The organism is Dickeya poaceiphila (assembly GCF_007858975.2).
In the GTDB taxonomy this organism is placed as follows: domain Bacteria; phylum Pseudomonadota; class Gammaproteobacteria; order Enterobacterales; family Enterobacteriaceae; genus Dickeya; species Dickeya poaceiphila.
The window spans coordinates 3,999,019-4,016,776 of record NZ_CP042220.2; the positions used below are offsets into that span (position 1 = coordinate 3,999,019).

The 17,758-nt window shown below is 55.7% G+C and carries 15 protein-coding genes; 8 read left to right on the plus strand and 7 right to left on the minus strand.

The genetic code is table 11. The features are described from left to right. Positions 1–9: 9 nt before the first annotated feature. The 3 genes from Dpoa569_RS17935 (at position 10) to rhaM (ending at position 2,770) form a co-directional block, all read left to right on the plus strand. Positions 10–1,269: an L-rhamnose isomerase gene (locus Dpoa569_RS17935; protein WP_042868051.1), complete on the plus strand. Its 1,260-nt coding sequence runs from the start codon at positions 10–12 to the stop codon at positions 1,267–1,269. Positions 1,270–1,401: 132 nt separating this feature from the next. Then, complete coding sequence (gene rhaT, locus Dpoa569_RS17940; protein ID WP_042868049.1) at positions 1,402–2,430, plus strand: L-rhamnose/proton symporter RhaT; 1,029 nt, start codon at positions 1,402–1,404, stop codon at positions 2,428–2,430. 25 nt (positions 2,431–2,455) lie between these two features. Next, complete coding sequence (rhaM, locus tag Dpoa569_RS17945) at positions 2,456–2,770, plus strand: L-rhamnose mutarotase (protein ID WP_042868048.1); 315 nt, start codon at positions 2,456–2,458, stop codon at positions 2,768–2,770. Positions 2,771–2,948: 178 nt separating this feature from the next. Here the strand turns inward: rhaM and exbD are convergent, their stop codons facing one another. Both exbD and exbB read right to left on the minus strand, forming a co-directional pair. After that, a complete protein-coding gene (gene exbD, locus Dpoa569_RS17950) occupies positions 2,949–3,368 on the minus strand; it encodes a TonB system transport protein ExbD (RefSeq protein ID WP_042868046.1) in 420 nt (139 codons plus the stop codon). Positions 3,369–3,372: 4 nt separating this feature from the next. Beyond that, positions 3,373–4,317 (minus strand): tol-pal system-associated acyl-CoA thioesterase, encoded by a 945-nt coding sequence (exbB, locus tag Dpoa569_RS17955; RefSeq protein WP_407643803.1) that lies wholly within the window; start codon positions 4,315–4,317, stop codon positions 3,373–3,375. Positions 4,318–4,594: 277 nt separating this feature from the next. Between exbB and metC the strand changes: the two genes are divergently transcribed. Together metC and Dpoa569_RS17965 are read left to right on the plus strand one after the other, a co-directional pair. Next, entirely contained in the window at positions 4,595–5,788 is a 1,194-nt protein-coding gene (gene metC, locus Dpoa569_RS17960) for a cystathionine beta-lyase (protein ID WP_042868042.1), read from the plus strand. Between the two features lie 191 nt (positions 5,789–5,979). Beyond that, a complete protein-coding gene (locus Dpoa569_RS17965; protein WP_042868040.1) occupies positions 5,980–6,639 on the plus strand; it encodes a DedA family protein in 660 nt (219 codons plus the stop codon). Positions 6,640–6,710: 71 nt separating this feature from the next. Here Dpoa569_RS17965 and Dpoa569_RS17970 read toward each other — a convergent pair whose 3' ends face one another. Next, positions 6,711–7,625 carry an AraC family transcriptional regulator gene (locus tag Dpoa569_RS17970; protein WP_042868038.1) on the minus strand — a complete coding sequence of 305 codons (915 nt, stop codon included), beginning with the start codon at positions 7,623–7,625 and terminating at the stop codon, positions 6,711–6,713. Positions 7,626–7,831: 206 nt separating this feature from the next. Here Dpoa569_RS17970 and Dpoa569_RS17975 point away from each other — a divergent pair, with 206 nt between their 5' ends. The 3 genes from Dpoa569_RS17975 (at position 7,832) to dkgA (ending at position 10,825) form a co-directional block, all read left to right on the plus strand. Next, entirely contained in the window at positions 7,832–8,572 is a 741-nt protein-coding gene (locus Dpoa569_RS17975; RefSeq protein ID WP_042868037.1) for an NADPH-dependent oxidoreductase, read from the plus strand. Positions 8,573–8,607: 35 nt separating this feature from the next. Next, the gene (gene yqhD, locus Dpoa569_RS17980) at positions 8,608–9,771 is read left to right on the plus strand and encodes an alcohol dehydrogenase (protein WP_042868035.1); all 1,164 of its coding nucleotides are present in this window, start codon (positions 8,608–8,610) and stop codon (positions 9,769–9,771) included. Between the two features lie 208 nt (positions 9,772–9,979). Then, complete coding sequence (dkgA, locus tag Dpoa569_RS17985; protein ID WP_042868033.1) at positions 9,980–10,825, plus strand: 2,5-didehydrogluconate reductase DkgA; 846 nt, start codon at positions 9,980–9,982, stop codon at positions 10,823–10,825. Positions 10,826–10,886: 61 nt separating this feature from the next. On the opposite strand, the gene ftsP is transcribed toward dkgA, so the two are convergent. The 4 genes from ftsP to parE form a co-directional block, all read right to left on the minus strand. Next, positions 10,887–12,296, minus strand: coding sequence for a cell division protein FtsP (gene ftsP, locus Dpoa569_RS17990; protein ID WP_042868031.1), 1,410 nt, complete (start codon positions 12,294–12,296; stop codon positions 10,887–10,889). Between the two features lie 85 nt (positions 12,297–12,381). Further along, on the minus strand, positions 12,382–13,119 hold the full coding sequence (locus Dpoa569_RS17995; protein WP_042868029.1) for a 1-acylglycerol-3-phosphate O-acyltransferase: 738 nt from the start codon (positions 13,117–13,119) through the stop codon (positions 12,382–12,384). A gap of 240 nt (positions 13,120–13,359) precedes the next feature. After that, positions 13,360–15,636 (minus strand): DNA topoisomerase IV subunit A, encoded by a 2,277-nt coding sequence (gene parC / locus Dpoa569_RS18000; RefSeq protein ID WP_042868027.1) that lies wholly within the window; start codon positions 15,634–15,636, stop codon positions 13,360–13,362. A 160-nt stretch (positions 15,637–15,796) separates the two neighbouring features. Further along, positions 15,797–17,692, minus strand: coding sequence for a DNA topoisomerase IV subunit B (gene parE, locus Dpoa569_RS18005; protein WP_042868025.1), 1,896 nt, complete (start codon positions 17,690–17,692; stop codon positions 15,797–15,799). Positions 17,693–17,758: the final 66 nt, after the last annotated feature.

Consider the following 17,758-nt stretch of genomic DNA (forward strand, 5'->3'; position numbering starts at 1 on the left):
GGAAGTTGTATGAACCCTAATATTGAAACTGCCTTTACCCTGGCTCGTCAGCAGTATGCCGCGCTCGGTGTGGATGTGGATCACGCTATCGCCACTCTGGCTACCATTCCAGTTTCCATGCATTGCTGGCAGGGAGATGACGTACAGGGCTTCGAAGCTAACGCGGGATCGCTGACCGGCGGCATTCAGGCGACGGGAAATTACCCAGGTAAAGCCCGCAATGCCACAGAACTGCGCCACGATCTGGAACTGGCCATGTCGCTGATCCCTGGCGCCAAACGTCTGAACCTACATGCTATCTATTTAGAATCCGATGTCCCGGTAGCCCGCGACAAGATAGAACCCCGCCATTTCGCCAATTGGGTAGAATGGGCCAGGAAGCAGGCCGTGGGCCTGGATTTCAACCCAAGCTGTTTTTCCCATCCCCTGAGCGCCGATGGCATGACACTCTCTCATCCAGACACCAGCATACGCCAGTTCTGGATTGACCATTGCAAAGCCAGCCGCCGTATTTCAGCTTACTTCGGCAAGGAACTGGGCACCCCGTCGGTAATGAATATCTGGATTCCGGATGGAATGAAGGATTTGCCTGCAGACCGCCTGGGACCGCGCCAGCGTCTGCTCTCCGCTCTTGATGAAGTGCTAACCGAAAAATTTGATGAAGCCCATCACATTGATGCAGTGGAAAGCAAGCTGTTCGGGATTGGCGCGGAGTCTTACACCGTTGGCTCTAACGAGTTCTATATGGGTTATGCCAGTTCACGCGACATCGCACTGTGTCTGGATGCCGGCCATTTCCACCCGACCGAAATCATCAGCGACAAGATCAGCGCCGCGTCGCTGTTTGTCCGCCATCTGCTGCTGCACGTCAGTCGCCCGGTACGCTGGGACAGCGACCATGTGGTGCTTCTGGATGACGAAACACAGGCTATTGCCAACGAAATCGTACGTAACGAACTACTAAATCGCGTACACATTGGCCTCGACTTCTTCGATGCCTCGATCAACCGCGTCGCCGCCTGGGTGATCGGCACCCGCAACATGAAAAAAGCGTTGCTGCGTGCCTTGCTTGAGCCGATCACCCGCTTACGCCGCGCTGAGCAAGAAGGCGATTACGCCACACGTCTGGGATTGATGGAAGAAACCCGCAGTCTTCCGTGGCAAGCGGTATGGGATTACGTCTGTGCCAGCGAAAACGTTCCGGTCGGCGCTGACTGGCTCAAGGTGGTTAAACAGTACGAACAAGACGTCCTGCACTTCCGCAGTTGACAACGTCAAGCAGAACAGGATGCCCAGCCTGCGTCGGGCATCCAAACATTCAAAAAAGCAATGCCATAACCAAACCCGTGCCCTCTCACGGGCAAAACAAACACAATAAAACCCTACGCAAAGGAACCTCTTATGTCCGCAATTGTTTCTGGAATCGGTTGGCACCTGGTCGGTGCCGCCTCAGCCGCATCCTTTTATGCACCCATCAGCAAAGTCCGTAAATGGTCCTGGGAAACCACATGGGCGTTTGCCGGTCTGTTTTCCTGGATTCTGGCACCCTGGCTTGTCACCTCCATGCTGATCCCGGATTTCGCCACGTTTTATAGTGTGGTAGATAACAAGGCTTTCTGGGGAATGTTCCTGTTCGGCGCGATGTGGGGAGTGGGTAACGTCAATTACGGTCTCACGATGCGTTACCTTGGTATGTCGCTTGGTATCGGCATTGCTATAGGTGTCACGTTGGTGGTCGGCACCCTGATGCCACCAATCTTGCGTGGCGAGTTTGGTCATTTGATTACCACATCCAGCGGCCAGATAACCATACTGGGCGTCTTCGTTGCGCTGATCGGTATCGGTATCGTGACCTGGGCAGGTCACCTGAAGGAAATGGTGCTCGGTACCACGACTCAGGAATTCAACCTGAAAAAAGGGTTATTCCTGGCTGTCATGTGCGGCATCTTCTCATCTGGTTTTGCTTTTGGCCTGGAAGCAGCGGCCCCTATCAAGCAAGCATCGCTGAATCTAGGTATCAATCCGCTGTACGCCATGCTGCCGAGCTACGGCATCATTATGGGCGGCGGCGCAATTGTGAACATGGCTTACTGCTTTGTTCGTCTGGCGACCCGTCCAGAGCTGTCGATGCGCAACGATCTGTCTCAACCGGTGCGGAGCTTGTTGATCAATGGATTGCTGGCGGCGACGGGTGGCATTATGTGGTATCTGCAATTCTTTTTTTATGCCTGGGGCGAGGCCAGCATTCCGGAACATCTGTCTTTCGTGAACTGGATGCTGCATATGAGCGGCTACGTGCTGTGCGGTGGAATTGTCGGCCTGCTACTAGCGGAATGGAAAGACGTGGGTTCTCGTCCGGTTCGCATCCTGAGTCTTGGCATGTTAGTGATAGTCGGAGCGGCTAATCTGGTCGGTATGGGTATGGCCTGAACAGCCAGAAAATAAGGAATAGATCATGATTCGAAAGGCATTTTTGATGTCGATTCAGCCCGGACAAGATGCGGAATACCGCCGCCGTCATGACGAGATCTGGCCGGAACTCGCCGCCACACTTAAAGCACATGGCGCTCACAACTACAGTATCTTCCTCTTCCCGCAAACATCGCAGTTGTTTGCCTATGTCGAGATTGAAAGTGAAGAACGCTGGAACGCCGTGGCTAGTACAGACATCTGCAAGGCATGGTGGGCTTATATGAAAGACATTATGCCTGCCAACCCGGATAACAGCCCGGTCAGTCATGAACTGTCCGAGATGTTTCATCTGGCATAAGTGGTCCATTCAGTATCAATAAGCGTAAGCGCGTATCAGGCTGTGTCACGTATTTATGTTGGGGCACAGCCTGTATACGTAAAACTGACAAAAACAGTAGTAAGCATCTCTGGCAGTTTATTGACAGGTTGCAGGCAACCTAACCTCATCTACTCGATTTCAGTAAGTAAAACGCGTCTTAGCGCACTTTCTCCGCTCCCATCAGACCGATTTTGAGATACCCCGCGTCACGCAGCGAATCCATCATCCGCATCAGGGTTTCATAGTCCACGCTTTTATCTGCCTGAAAGAAAATAGTGGTGTCTTTATTACCCTGCGTTTTGGCTTCCAGCACCTGAGCCAACGTGGCCTCGGTTACCGCATCGTCGCCCAGATAGAGCTGTTTATCCGCCTTCACCGTCAGGAACACCGGCTTTTGCGGGCGAGGCTGCGGCGTAGCGCTGGATGCAGGCAGGTTGACCCGCACGTCTACCGTCGCCAGCGGTGCTGCCACCATAAAGATGATTAACAACACCAGCATGACATCGATGAACGGCGTCACGTTGATGTCATGCATTTCACCGTTTTCACTCTGCCCGTCGTTCAGATGCATCGCCATCGGCTTACCCTACCCGTAACTGATGCGCCGGTGAAGGAGAAGGCTTGCCGACACTGGCGGCAATATCCAAATCGCGGTTTTGCAGCAGCAGAATCTGCGCAGCCACATCGCTGACCATCGCTTTGTAACTGGCCGTCCAGCGCGCAAACACGTTGTAAATGACCACGGCCGGAATCGCCGCCACCAGACCGATGGCCGTCGCCAGCAGGGCTTCGGCAATACCCGGCGCTACCACCGCCAGATTGGTCGTCTGAGACTGGGCGATGCCGATAAAACTATTCATAATGCCCCAAACCGTGCCGAACAGGCCGACAAACGGCGCGATGGCGCCCACCGTTGCCAGATAACCGGTTCCGCGGCCCATCTGACGCCCAATAGCCGCTACCCGACGCTCAAAGCGAAACGCAGTGCGCTCCTTGATGCCGTTATTGTCGTCGGAACGCTCGGACAAGGTCTGCTCATTACGGGCGTCAGCCAACAGTTGCAGCGACACGCTACCGGGCTTGAACACGGCGGCAATATCCGCCGCGTCATCCAGCGTACGAGCATCATCCAACGCCTGATATTCAAGACGAATACGATTTTTGGCACCCATCAGGCTGGCGCTTTTGCCAAAGAAAATCGCCCAGGTAACCACCGATGCCAGCAACAAGCCAATCATCACCACTTTTACTACTACGTCAGCGTGCTGATACATTCCCCATACGGAAAGATCAGTGCTCATCAGGCTACCGACGGCTCCTGTCGGCGGCAGCACAGAGGGTGCGCCTGCTGCGGCTACGGTCGTGCCGGTCGTTATCGGTGTCGATGCGGGTGCTGCCAGCGCATTACCGGTGATACCCAGTAAAACGAACGCCATCACGCGATGCATAACGCCACCGAACACCAGGCCGGGCTGACACCGGACTGAAGATCCCCGTTGGTTACTATTCTTATCAGCCGTATACACGCTGTGCCTCCACCCATCATTCTCATGCAACCGTTAATCCGGCGAAAATGATACCAAACCTGGAATTAATTGATAGTCGTTCTCATTATTATTTGCACATTTTACTGCGCGATTTTCCCCAACGCCGTCATCTTGCTCCATGCTTGACATCGCGTCAGTAACATTTTCATCTTAAAACATTTTCATCTTAACAATAAAAGCCGCCCCCTATGCTTACAGCCGTGATAACGTACAGAGATATGGACGCAAGGAATGTTTGAGCTACAGGTAACGCCGTATGACGAGTAAAAAAATCGCCACCGCGATGGTGGCCGCCGGGCGCAGCAAGCGCGTCACCCAAGGGGCAGTCAACCCGGTGATTCAACGTGCCTCTTCACTGGTATTCGACAGCGTACAGGATAAGAAACAGGCTGCTATCAACCGTGCCAAGGGTGCCTTGTTTTATGGCCGTCGCGGCACCCTGACCCATTTCGCCTTTCAGGACGCCATGACCGAACTGGAAGGCGGCGCGGGCTGCGCGCTGTACCCCTGCGGCGCAGCAGCGACTGCCAACGCCATCGTCTCATTTGTCTCGGCGGGCGATCACCTGCTGGTCACCGGTTCCGCTTACGAACCGACGCAGGATCTGTGTAACAACGTGCTGAGCAAAATGAACATCAGCACCACCTTTTTCGATCCCATGATTGGCGGGAACATCGCCAGCCTGATCCAACCCAATACCAGAGTGGTATTTCTGGAATCACCCGGTTCCATCACCATGGAAGTGCAGGATGTTCCAGCGATTGTTGCGGCGGTTCGTCGCGTTAACCCGGATATCGTGATTATCATCGATAACACCTGGGCTGCCGGCGTGTTGTTCCGCCCGCTTGACCTTGGCGTAGACATCTCAATTCAGTCCGGCACCAAATATATCTGCGGTCACTCCGACACCATGATTGGCACCGCCGTCGCCAACACGCGCTGTTGGGACCAACTACGCGAGCAGTCTTACCTGATGGGGCAAATGGCCGACGCCGACAGCGCTTACATGGCCAGCCGCGGACTGCGCACGCTCCAGGTCCGGTTGCAGCAGCATCAGGAAAACGGCCTGCGCATAGCGCGCTGGCTGGCGAATCGCCCGGAAGTGGCGACGGTGAATCATCCGGCGCTCCCCAGTTGCAAAGGGCATGAATTCTTCGTACGGGACTTTAGCGGCAGTAACGGTCTGTTCTCGTTTGTACTGAAAGAGCAACTGAGCAGAGCACAACTGGCTCATTATCTTGACCATTTCAACCACTTTCACATGGCCTATTCCTGGGGTGGCTTCGAATCGCTGATTCTGGCTAACCAGCCGCAAGAACTGGCGGCGATTCGCCCGGCTGGCGGTGTTGACTTTACCGGTACGCTGATACGGTTGCATATCGGCCTGGAAGATTGCGACGATCTGGAAGCCGACCTGGACGCAGGTTTCAGGAGATTGCAGGAAATGTGACGCCACTACCTTACCGGCCCCCTGATGCTACTGTGGTAAATCAGGCAAAACGTATATGATGAACAGCAACAACGATGAGAATGTGTTTACCTTTTTTACCCTATTTTACCCTATTCTGATGCTCGTTTTTCCGGCTCAGCGCGGCGTAGTGACGCGGCTTCAGGGGTTACAAAAACCAGACAGGATGAAATATGAGTGTTGTTCATGAAATAATCCAGGCGCTGTGGCAGCAAGACTTCAGCGTACTGTCCAATCCACAGGTGATATGGTGGGTTTATGGCGTGCTGTTTACCACCCTGTTTCTTGAAAATGGGTTATTGCCTGCTTCCTTCCTGCCGGGCGACAGCCTGTTATTGTTGAGCGGTGCGCTGATCGCCAAAGGCGTGATGAGCTTCATTCCCGCCACAATCATGCTGACCGTGGCTGCCAGTCTCGGTTGCTGGTTGAGCTACCTGCAAGGGCGCTGGCTGGGCGACACCCCGCTGGTGAAGAAATGGTTACACCAGTTGCCAGACCAGTATCACCAACGTACCCACAATCTGTTCCAGCAGCATGGGTTGGCTGCGCTGCTGGCAGGCCGTTTTCTGGCGTTTGTACGCACTCTGCTGCCAACCATCGCCGGCATTTCTGGACTCAACAGCACCCGCTTTCAGATTTTCAACTGGCTGAGCGGTTTTCTGTGGGTCACCGGCATCATTACCATGGGTTACTCCCTCAGCCAGATTCCGCTGGTGAAGCGTTATGAAGACCAGTTCATGACCGTTTTGTGCATCCTGCCGCTGGTGCTGCTATTGAGCGGTCTGGTGGGGATGTTGCTGGTAGTCTGGCGTAAAAAACGCGCTATGGCCTGAGAAAAAACGGCGTAGCAAACGGTACGTACTGTGCGAGTTGGCGTGTGCTGATCACGCCAACGCCAGGCAATTTAGTTGCTCTCCACCATACCCGCTCCTGAACGTAGCCGGTTCACTTCATCACCCGGCGTAGCACCAAAGAAGCGCTTGAACTCGCGGCTGAACTGCGAAGGGCTTTCATAACCTACCTGCATTGACGCCGTATTCGCCTTCAACCCGTCATGCACCATCAATAAACGTGCCTTGTGCAACCGGTAAGACTTCAGGTACTGCACCGGTGATGTGTTGGTCACCGCCTTGAAGTTATGGTGAAACGCCGACACACTCATGTTCACTTCCAGTGCCAGACGCTCCACGCTCAGGTTCTCTGCGTAATGATTTTCGATATAGCGCAGCGCACGGGCAATCTGGCTGAAATGGCTGTAGCGGTTCATCAGCGCTTGCAGTGAATCGCCGCAAGGTCCGCACAACACATGATAAAGCACTTCACGCACAATCCACGGACCCAGCACTCTGGCGTCGCGGGGATGCGCCATCGCCTCAAGCAGCCGTTCCGTCGCACACAAGATTGCCTCGTTAAGCGGCACACTGCTGATACCAGCGGTGTCAGGCCGCCGTTTTTCGTTACAACCGTCATCACCCATCTCAATCAACAGGTCTTGTAGCATTGGGATATCCACCCGAATGGAAATACCGACCAGCGGATTTTCCGGGCTGGCAAAATTTTCACACTCGAACGGCAGCGGCACCGTCATCAGCAGGTAGTTATCCGGGTCATACTGGAAGACTTTGTCGCCCATATACCCCACTTTATGCCCCTGAAAAATGATCACGATGCAAGGGTCATACAGCACTGGCGCCCGCGCAATGTGGCGGTCGGCGTAAATCACCCTCACCTGTGGAATCGGTGTCTGGCTAACGCCATTCCCTCTGGTATGCAACATCGCCAGATTGACTACACGCTGGCGTGAACTCGGATTCTGCATAGTATTCATCTCTTACTGACAACCGAAATAAAGTGACATATCCCGGCAATAGAATCACCCTTTTCTACGGATTCTTGCAGAAACAGGCAATACATAGCGAGAAATGAGCATTGCTGGAATACCAGTAGCAGCCGAGAATAAAATCCATCGCCACACCATTGTGGTCAGCATGGTTTCACTTCTGCCATGTATAACAAGGAATCCGCATGAATCACACTATTGAGCTACTCACACAGCACCGCAGCGAACGCAGTTATCTGGATAAACCCATTCCGGAAGAGGTGCTGTCCGCCATTATCGACAGCGCACATCTGGCGCCTACGTCGGTGAATTCACAGCAAGTTTCCATCGTAGTGGTCCGCGACCCGGCGCGGCGCGCCCGCATCGCAGAGCTGGCAGGGGGGCAGCCCTGGATTGCACAGGCTCCGGTATTCCTCACGCTGGTGCTGGACATGCATAAAACCGCAACCGGCATCGCCATGAGCGGCAACACGCAGCACGCGCATGAGAGTGTTGAAAGCATTATTTCTGGTGCAACCGATGTGGGTATCGCGCTGGGTACCTTGATCGCTGCTGCGCACTCCTTTGGTCTTGGCATCGTACCGATAGGCGGTGTGCGCCGTAATCCGCAAGCGATGATCGAACTGCTGGAACTGCCGTCGCTGACATTCCCGGTGGCAGGGCTGGTATTGGGCTACGTAGATAAACCTGCGCACCAGAAACCACGCCTGCCGCTGGAAACCTTTCGTCATGAAGAGGTTTACCGCACCGGGCCGCTGGCGGCAGCAATCGAACAATACAATCACACCCTGATTAATCACTGGAAGCAAACGGGACGCAGCGATGGCGATGCCTGGGGGAGTAATACCGCCGGTTACTATCAACACGTCTATTTCCCCCATGTCCTGCCTGCGTTGTTGCAGCAAGGCTTCAAACTGGACCAGTAGTACTGTGGACCAGTAATACTATAAGGGAGTTAACCATGCAGAACTTTACGCTTCATACCCCAACCAAAATCCTGTTCGGCGAAGGACAAATCGCCGGGCTGGCTGACCAGATACCGGCAGATGCCCGTATTCTTGTCACCTACGGCGGCGGCAGCATCAAGAAAAACGGCGTGTTTGATCAGGTGACCAACGCGTTGAAAGGCCGTAACGTACTGGAGTTTTCCGGTATTGAACCCAACCCCACCTACGAAACGCTCATGAAAGCAGTGGAGATTGTCCGCAAGGAAAAAATCGACTTCCTGCTGGCCGTAGGCGGCGGTTCGGTGGCAGATGGCACTAAATTCATCGCAGCGGCGGCACACTACACCGCCGCTGACGACCCCTGGCACATCCTGCAAACCTGGGGCGCGCATATCGACACCGCCATTCCGCTGGGCGTGGTGCTGACCCTGCCGGCGACGGGTTCTGAATCCAACAGTGGCGCAGTGATCACCCGTAAGAGCAGCGGTGACAAACAGGCGTTCATGAATCCGCTGGTATGTCCGCGCTTTGCAGTGCTCGACCCGGTCGTCACCTATACCTTGCCTGAACGTCAGATAGCCAACGGCGTAGTGGATGCTTTCGTCCATACCGTCGAGCAGTACCTGACCTACCCGGTGAATGCCAAAGTACAGGATCGCTTCGCCGAAGGTCTGTTGCTGACGCTGATTGAAGAAGGTCCGCGTGCGCTGAAAGAGCAGCAAAACTATGATGTGCGCGCCAACGTAATGTGGAGTGCCACCATGGCGCTCAACGGCCTTATCGGTGCCGGCGTACCGCAAGACTGGTCTACCCACATGCTGGGCCATGAGATCACCGCCATGCATGGGCTGGATCACGCTCAGACGCTGGCTATCGTACTACCGGCCATGCTCAATGAGCGCCGCGTCCAGAAACGTGAAAAGCTGCTGCAATACGCCGAGCGCGTCTGGAACCTGCGTGACGGTTCAGAAGATCAACGTATTGATGGTGCGATCGCCGCCACCCGTGCCTTCTTCGAGCAGATGGGCGTACCGACCCGCTTGTCAGACTACCAGTTAGATGGCAGTTCTATTCCGGCGATGGTGGCGAAGCTCAACGAGCACGGCATGACTGCGTTGGGTGAGCGCCAGGACATCTCGCTGGATATCAGCAAACGCGTGTATGAGGCCGCCCGCTAACCCCGCCAGACTGACTTTTCGACTATACTTAAGACAGTGCCGCGACAGGCGTGCAGGCACTGTCTGAGGTGAAAGATCAATTTTGGTGTGAAAAACCATCCCGATACGCCGCCGTTTTGGCGGCGTTGTTCTCTCATCGCTATCTTGCCGCCACGCCGCCAGACTCCTCCACGGCCAGGCGCTGAAGGCGCACAACAAGGAGAATGACATGACAATGCAACCTCTGGTCAAACTGGCTGACGGCAATATCATGCCCCAACTGGGTCTTGGCGTCTGGCAAGCCAGCAATGAGCAAGCCACCGCCGCCGTTACCGAAGCCCTGAATATCGGTTATCGCGCCATTGATACCGCCGCCATTTATAAAAACGAAGTGGGCGTCGGCAAAGCGTTACAAGCAACGGCTATCCCGCGCAGCGATATTTTCATCACCACCAAACTATGGAACAGCGATCAGGCGCATCCGCGTCAGGCGCTGGAGGAAAGTCTGCGCAAACTGCAACTGGAGTACGTTGACCTGTATCTGATCCATTGGCCGCTGCCGGAGCAGAATACCTACGTTGAAGCCTGGCGCGGATTACTCAATCTCAAGGAGCAGGGCTTGGCGAAAAGCGTCGGCGTCTGCAACTTCAACCCTCACCATCTGCAACGCCTGAAAGAGGAAACGGGTGTAATGCCGGTCATCAATCAGGTAGAACTGCATCCACTTTTCCAACAGCGCATGTTGCATACCTGGAACACCACACATTACATTCAGACCGAATCCTGGAGTCCGCTGGCGCAAGGCGGAGAAGGCCTATTTGACCACCCGGTGATCCACGCGCTGGCGAAAAAATACGACAAGACACCGGCGCAGATCGTGATTCGCTGGCACCTGGACAACGGTTTGGTGGTGATCCCTAAATCCGTTACACCGGCGCGTATTCGGGAAAATTTCGCGGTGTTTGATTTCCGGCTGGAGAAAGAAGAGTTGAGCGACATGGCTGCGCTCGATTGCGGCAAGCGACTGGGACCGGACCCGGATCAACCACGTACCGATGCGCCGCGCAAAGACTGATACCAAATCGATTGTGTTCAAATCGATTGTGTTATGGTGCCCCGCGCCCTGAGCGCGGGCATCAGGGCTGAACCACCAGTTGGCCGGTAGAGCCGCGGTCCGCCATTTCCAGCGTATGGCTGTAATACAGAAACGGGAACTGCGACGTGGAGAACTGGCTGAAATACACCAGCAGTTCGACATCATTTTCCACCCACACCGTATCTTTCCAGCCGCTGTCTTCCGGTGGAGTCAGGCCACCGTTCACGCTGCGTACCAAAAACGCCGCCCCTTGAATATGAAAAGGCTGCGGTTGATCGGCATGAACGATCCAACGCTCATAACGCCCGACCTGTGTTTGTACATCCACGCGGCTCATGTCCCACACCGCGCCATTGATGCCAGGCAGGCTATCACCGAGGCGGAATTCACGCGTCCGGCTGACTGCACCGTCAATCAGATTATCGGTTAGTAAGCGCATCGGCAGGGTGTTGGTCACCAGCGGCATCAGGCCGGTAGGCCGCAAAGTTAATACCGCTGAAGACACCAGAATAGTCGAAGGTTCGAACAAGCCACGCAGCCGCTGCATGATGCTGGCGGACTCGCCGGCGGTCAATGTCACCTCGTCGCCCTGAGACATATCGATCAACACTTCGCGGCGCTCGCCGGGCGCCAGCGAAAGCTGATTTAGCGCCATCGGCGCGGGCAGAAAACCTTGATCGTTGGCGATAAGGCTCATCGGTCGTCCGTCGCTCATACGCATCACATAGCGGCGGGCGTTGGAAGCATTGAGCAGGCGCAGACGTACCCAGCCGCGGGAGACCTCCACATACGGGTTCTGTGCGCCGTTCACCAGCAACGTATCCCCGATGAAGCCGCCGTTGGCCGGCGGGTTGTACAATGGCGCGCCGAAATTATCCAGGCGCTTATCCTGAATAATCAGCGGGAAATCATCCACGCCGTAATGATTGGGAATCGGCAGCGACTTGCTGAGGTTGTCCTCCACCAGCCACAGGCCAGCCAGGCCGTTATAGACGTGAGGCGCCATGCGATTGGGCGTATTGGCGTGATACCAGCAGGTGGCCGCCGCCTGACGAACCGGCAGCACTGGCGACCAGTCCATATTCGGCTGAATCATACGGCCCGCACCGCCCATCAACGACCCCGGAACCTGTAAACCGCTCACGGTCATCGCCACCGGCTCATTAAGACGGTTGCTGTAGACCAGCTTCGCATCATCATCACTGAACACGCGTACCGTCGGGCCAAGATAACGACCGTTAAATCCCCATACCGGATTTTTTCGCTCGCCGGAGAATGACCAGTGCGCCCGTTGCATAGTCAGAAAGACCGGCTGCCCTCGACGGGACTCCAGCAAAGGTGGAACGGGAAGAGGGTTTTTCCCGCCATCGGCTCTGGCGGTCAGCGGCATTGCACCCGCGCATAGCGCAATACCCGATGCCTGAATAAACTGACGCCGACTCAATGACATAATGACTCCCAAAACCTGTTCAACCCTTTATTCCATTTCAGGCCGTAATGCTTCCCGCACGCTTACCGTACCTGCTCGCGTTGGTTCAGCGTTTTTCCGCCGCTTCACGTTGCGCGACTTCAGCGTCCAACTGGGCAATTTTCGCCGCCATCAGGTCATGGCAATAAGCCGCCAGTTCACGTACTTGATCTTTTCCGTAGGCACTGCAATCCACCGGCGGCAATATCTCAACAATCACATGGCCGTTGTTCCAGCGGTTTAGTTTCACTTTGTTGTGAGTGCTGGACACACAGATAGGCACTACCGGCACCCCGGCGGCAATCGCGGCATGGAAAGCGCCGGTTTTGAACGGCATCAAGCCGCGCCCACGGCTTCGTGTGCCTTCCGGAAACATCCACACCGAAATATTGCGCTCTTTAATATGCTCCACCACCTGTGAGATGGTGCTATGCGCTTTGGCTTTATTATCCCGGTCAATCAACAAGTTGCCAGACAACCAGTACAACGGACCGAAAAACGGTATCCACACCAGACTCTTCTTGCCTACCGTTACGGTACGCGGCATCACCACATTCGCTGCCGTCACCATGTCGTAGTTGTTCTGATGATTGGCGATATAGATGCAGTTGCCGTCAAAGTCGGCAGCGTGCGGATAACGCAGCTCCACCTTAAGACCAAATACCACCGACAGATGTCCGAACAGACGACCAAACCGGGCAACATGACGGGGATCTCTCGGCGTAAACAGGCAATAGACAAACCCAGCCAGGCAAACCACTACGGAAAAAACCGTCACCACCAAAAAGCGGAAAATGAATAACATAACAACCTCATTAGCCAACAGCCGCCGCTAGTATAACGGCTTCGCGCTAAAACACACGGCGAACCTTGCCACAGCAGACCCTGTTCTCTACCCGAAAGCAGCCACCGGACGGACAGGGAATGACGAAAAGGAACCGCGACGGGAAATGCCATCTCCGCGTCGGTACCCACTGGAAAGAAGGTATGCCTCGATCACAGCCCGCCGCACGCAACGGCGGGCTGTGATCCTGCGCAAGAAAGATTATTCTTCGCTACTATCGACATTCACAATGCCAATTGGCGCGTCAACCTCGATGCGATCAACTCGCTGCAAACCACGCGGCAGCGCCGTGCCTTTACAACCCCGGCTGGCCTGAAACTTCTGCAATTCTTCCGGACGCAACGAATATTTGCGCTTGCCGGCATACAGCGTAACGGAGGATTGCGGCGCAATCGCCATCAGCCACAATATCCGATCATCGCCGCTGGCAAGCTGCGCTGCGGGGATTGAGACGATCTTATTGCCCTTGCCCTTAGACAACTCCGGCAGGTCGGCGACCGGGAACAGCAGCATACGACCGGCAGCAGTGACGGTCAGCAACAGGTCATCGTCACGCTGCAGTTCCAACGGCGGCAACACCCGCGCGTTATCCGGCAGGGTCAGCACCGCTTTCCCTACCCGATTGCGCGCTACCAGATCGGCAAAGGTACAGATAAAGCCGTAACCGGCGTCAGAGGCCAGCAACAACCGCTGGTTATCTGATGCCATCAATACCTGCTCAATAGCGGCACCCGGCGGCAACGTCAGCTTACCGGTCAGCGGTTCGCCCTGACCACGCGCCGATGGCAGCGTGAGCGGGTCCAGCGCATAACTGCGCCCGGTAGAATCCATGAACACCACCGGCTGGTTGCTCTTGCCGCGGGCAGCGGCACGATAAGCGTCGCCCGCTTTATAACTCAGACCGGACGGGTCGATGTCGTGCCCCTTGGCACTCCGCACCCAGCCCATTTCCGACAGCACGATAGTCACCGGTTCAGACGGCGACAAATCATGCTCGCTCATGGCTTTGGCTTCGCCGCGCTCATGCAACGGCGAACGGCGCTCATCGCCGTAGGCTTTGGCATCTTCCTGAATCTCTTTTTTCAGCAGGGTGTTCATCTTGCGCTCTGAGGCCAGCAACGCCTGAATTTGATCGCGCTCTTTAGCCAGATCGTCCTGCTCACCGCGAATCTTCACCTCTTCCAGCTTGGCCAGATGACGCAGTTTCAGTTCCAGAATGGCTTCAGCCTGGGTGTCGCTCAGGCCGAACTTTGCCATCAGCACCGGCTTTGGTTCATCTTCGTTGCGGATGATATGGATAACGTCATCGATATTCAGGAACGCAATCAACAAACCTTCCAGAATATGCAGACGCTTAAGGACCTTATCCAGCCGGAAGTTCAGACGACGACGCACGGTGTCGCGTCGGAACGCCAGCCACTCGATCAGGATTTCTCGCAGCCCTTTCACGCCGGGGCGACCATCCAGACCGATCATGTTCATGTTGATGCGGTAGCTTTTTTCCAGATCGGTAGTGGCGAACAGGTGGTTCATTACCTGATCCAGATCGATGCGGTTGGAACGCGGCACCAGCACCAGCCGGGTTGGGTTCTCATGATCGGACTCATCGCGCAGATCGTCGATCATCGGAAGTTTCTTGGCGCGCATCTGGCTGGCGATCTGCTCCAGCACCCGTGCACCCGAAACCTGATGCGGCAACGCGGTGATCACCACACTGCCGTCCTCTTTTTTCCATACCGCCCGCATACGCACCGAACCACGGCCACTTTCGTACATTTTGCGAATTTCGTCGCGCGGGGTGATGATTTCCGCTTCGGTCGGGAAATCCGGTCCTTGAACGTGACGCAGCAGTGCCTCCAACGGCGTGTCCGGCTCATCAATCAACGCCATTGCCGCTGCCGCCACCTCACGCACGTTATGCGGCGGAATATCGGTCGCCATACCGACCGCGATGCCGGTGGTGCCATTGAGCAGAATGTTAGGCAGACGGGCAGGCAGCATCTTCGGCTCCTGCAACGTGCCGTCAAAGTTCGGCACATAATCCACCGTGCCCTGCCCCAGCTCGCCCAGCAGCACTTCGGCATACTTCGACAAACGAGACTCGGTATAACGCATGGCGGCGAACGATTTGGGGTCATCCGGCGCCCCCCAGTTACCCTGACCGTCCACCAGCGGGTAGCGGTAGGAGAAGGGTTGCGCCATCAGCACCATCGCTTCGTAACAAGCGCTGTCGCCATGTGGATGATATTTACCCAGCACGTCGCCCACCGTACGGGCAGATTTTTTGAATTTGGCGCTGGCGCTCAGCCCCAGTTCGGACATCGCATACACGATACGACGCTGAACCGGCTTGAGTCCGTCGCCAATAAAGGGGAGCGCCCGATCCATGATGACGTACATGGAGTAGTTGAGGTAGGCATTCTCAGTAAATGTGTGCAGCGCAAGACGCTCTGCGCCGTCATGAGTCATGTCACTCATTGATAATCCTTAAACCGTGGCGTGTCGCCATGTTCAAAACTCTCTATTTTCATGCGTCAGTCTGTGCATCATCTACACACTGACTGGCTCGCCCGGACGCACCCCAGCCCTGGCTTCACCGCGCAGGTCTTCCCGCAAGACAGCACGTCATCTGCGGCGATCAGACGTCAAGCTCGGCCTTGTCGCCCTTCTCCTGGAGCCAGTTGCGGCGATCTTCAGAACGCTTTTTCGCCAACAGCATATCCATGGTCGCCAGCGTCTGCTCAATGTCCTGTTCATTGATGGTGAGCTGCACCAAACGGCGGGTGTTGGGGTCCAGCGTGGTCTCACGCAACTGCATCGGGTTCATTTCACCCAACCCTTTGAAACGCTGGACGTTAGGCTTGCCTTTCTTGCGTTTGAGCTGTTCCAGAATGCCGGCTTTCTCTTCTTCATCCAGCGCGTAATACACCTCTTTGCCGAGGTCGATACGATACAACGGCGGCATAGCGACATAAACATGGCCGCCCTGCACCAGCGCGCGGAAGTGGCGCACGAACAGCGCACACAGCAGCGTGGCAATGTGTAACCCGTCCGAATCCGCATCCGCCAGAATACAGATTTTGCCGTAACGCAGTTGGCTCAGATCGCCACTGTCTGGATCGATGCCGATCGCCACCGAAATATCATGCACTTCCTGCGATGCCAGCACCTCGTCCGACGACACTTCCCAGGTGTTGAGGATCTTCCCCTTGAGCGGCATGATCGCCTGATATTCACGGTCACGTGCCTGCTTGGCGGAGCCGCCTGCTGAATCCCCTTCCACCAGAAACAGCTCGGTCTTGCTCAGATCCTGCGAGGTGCAATCCGCCAGCTTACCGGGCAACGCCGGGCCACTGGTCAATTTCTTACGCACCACTTTCTTGGCCGCACGCATACGACGCTGGGCGCTGGAGATAGCCATCTCCGCCAGTTGCTCCGCCGCCTGCACATTCTGGTTCAGCCACAGGCTGAACGCGTCTTTGACCACGCCGGAGACAAATGCCGCCGACTGGCGCGACGACAACCGCTCTTTGGTCTGCCCGGCAAACTGCGGGTCCTGCATCTTCAGCGATAACACATAAGCGCAGCGCTCCCAGATGTCTTCAGCACTGAGCTTGACGCCGCGCGGCAGTATATTGCGGAATTCGCAAAACTCACGCATCGCATCGAGCAACCCTTGTCGCAATCCGTTGACGTGGGTGCCGCCTTGCATGGTCGGGATCAGGTTAACGTAACTTTCGGTCAGCAGCTCACCGCCTTCCGGCAACCACAGCAACGCCCACTCCACCGCTTCGGTATCACCGGGGATAGCGCCGACGAACGGTTTTTCCGGCAGCGTCGGCAGGCCGTTGACCGCTTCGCACAGGTAATCGCTCAACCCACCCTGATAACACCAACGTTGCTCGGTGTCGTTTACGCCGTCTTTGAAGACAATTTCAACGCCCGGACACAGCACCGCCTTAGCTTTCAGCAAATGCGTCAGGGACAACACGGAAAACCGTGGGCTGTCGAAGAAGGTCGCATCCGGCCAGAACCGCACCCTGGTGCCGGTGTTACGGCGTCCGCAGGTGCCGGTCACCGTCAAATCCTGTACTTTGTCGCCATTTTCAAAAGCGATGTCGTAAACCTGACCATCGCGGCGCACCGTGACTTCCACCCGGTTGGACAGCGCATTGACGACAGAAATCCCCACGCCGTGCAAGCCGCCGGAAAACTGGTAATTCTTGTTGGAGAATTTGCCCCCGGCATGTAGGCGGCACAGAATCAGTTCGACGGCAGGGACGCCCTCTTCCGGGTGGATATCCACCGGCATTCCGCGCCCGTCGTCAATCACTTCCAGCGATTGATCAGGATGCAGGATCACGTCAATGCGCCGGGCGTGACCGGCCAGCGCTTCGTCAACGCTGTTGTCAATCACCTCTTGTCCCAGATGGTTGGGACGGGTGGTATCGGTATACATCCCCGGACGGCGGCGCACTGGCTCCAGCCCGCTGAGGACTTCAATCGCATCAGCGTTATAACTTGATTGCGTCATGGTTAGAATGAATGTTGTCGTTGTTTGAAAGTAAGACGATATCCCGCGATTATACGTGGCGCAGGC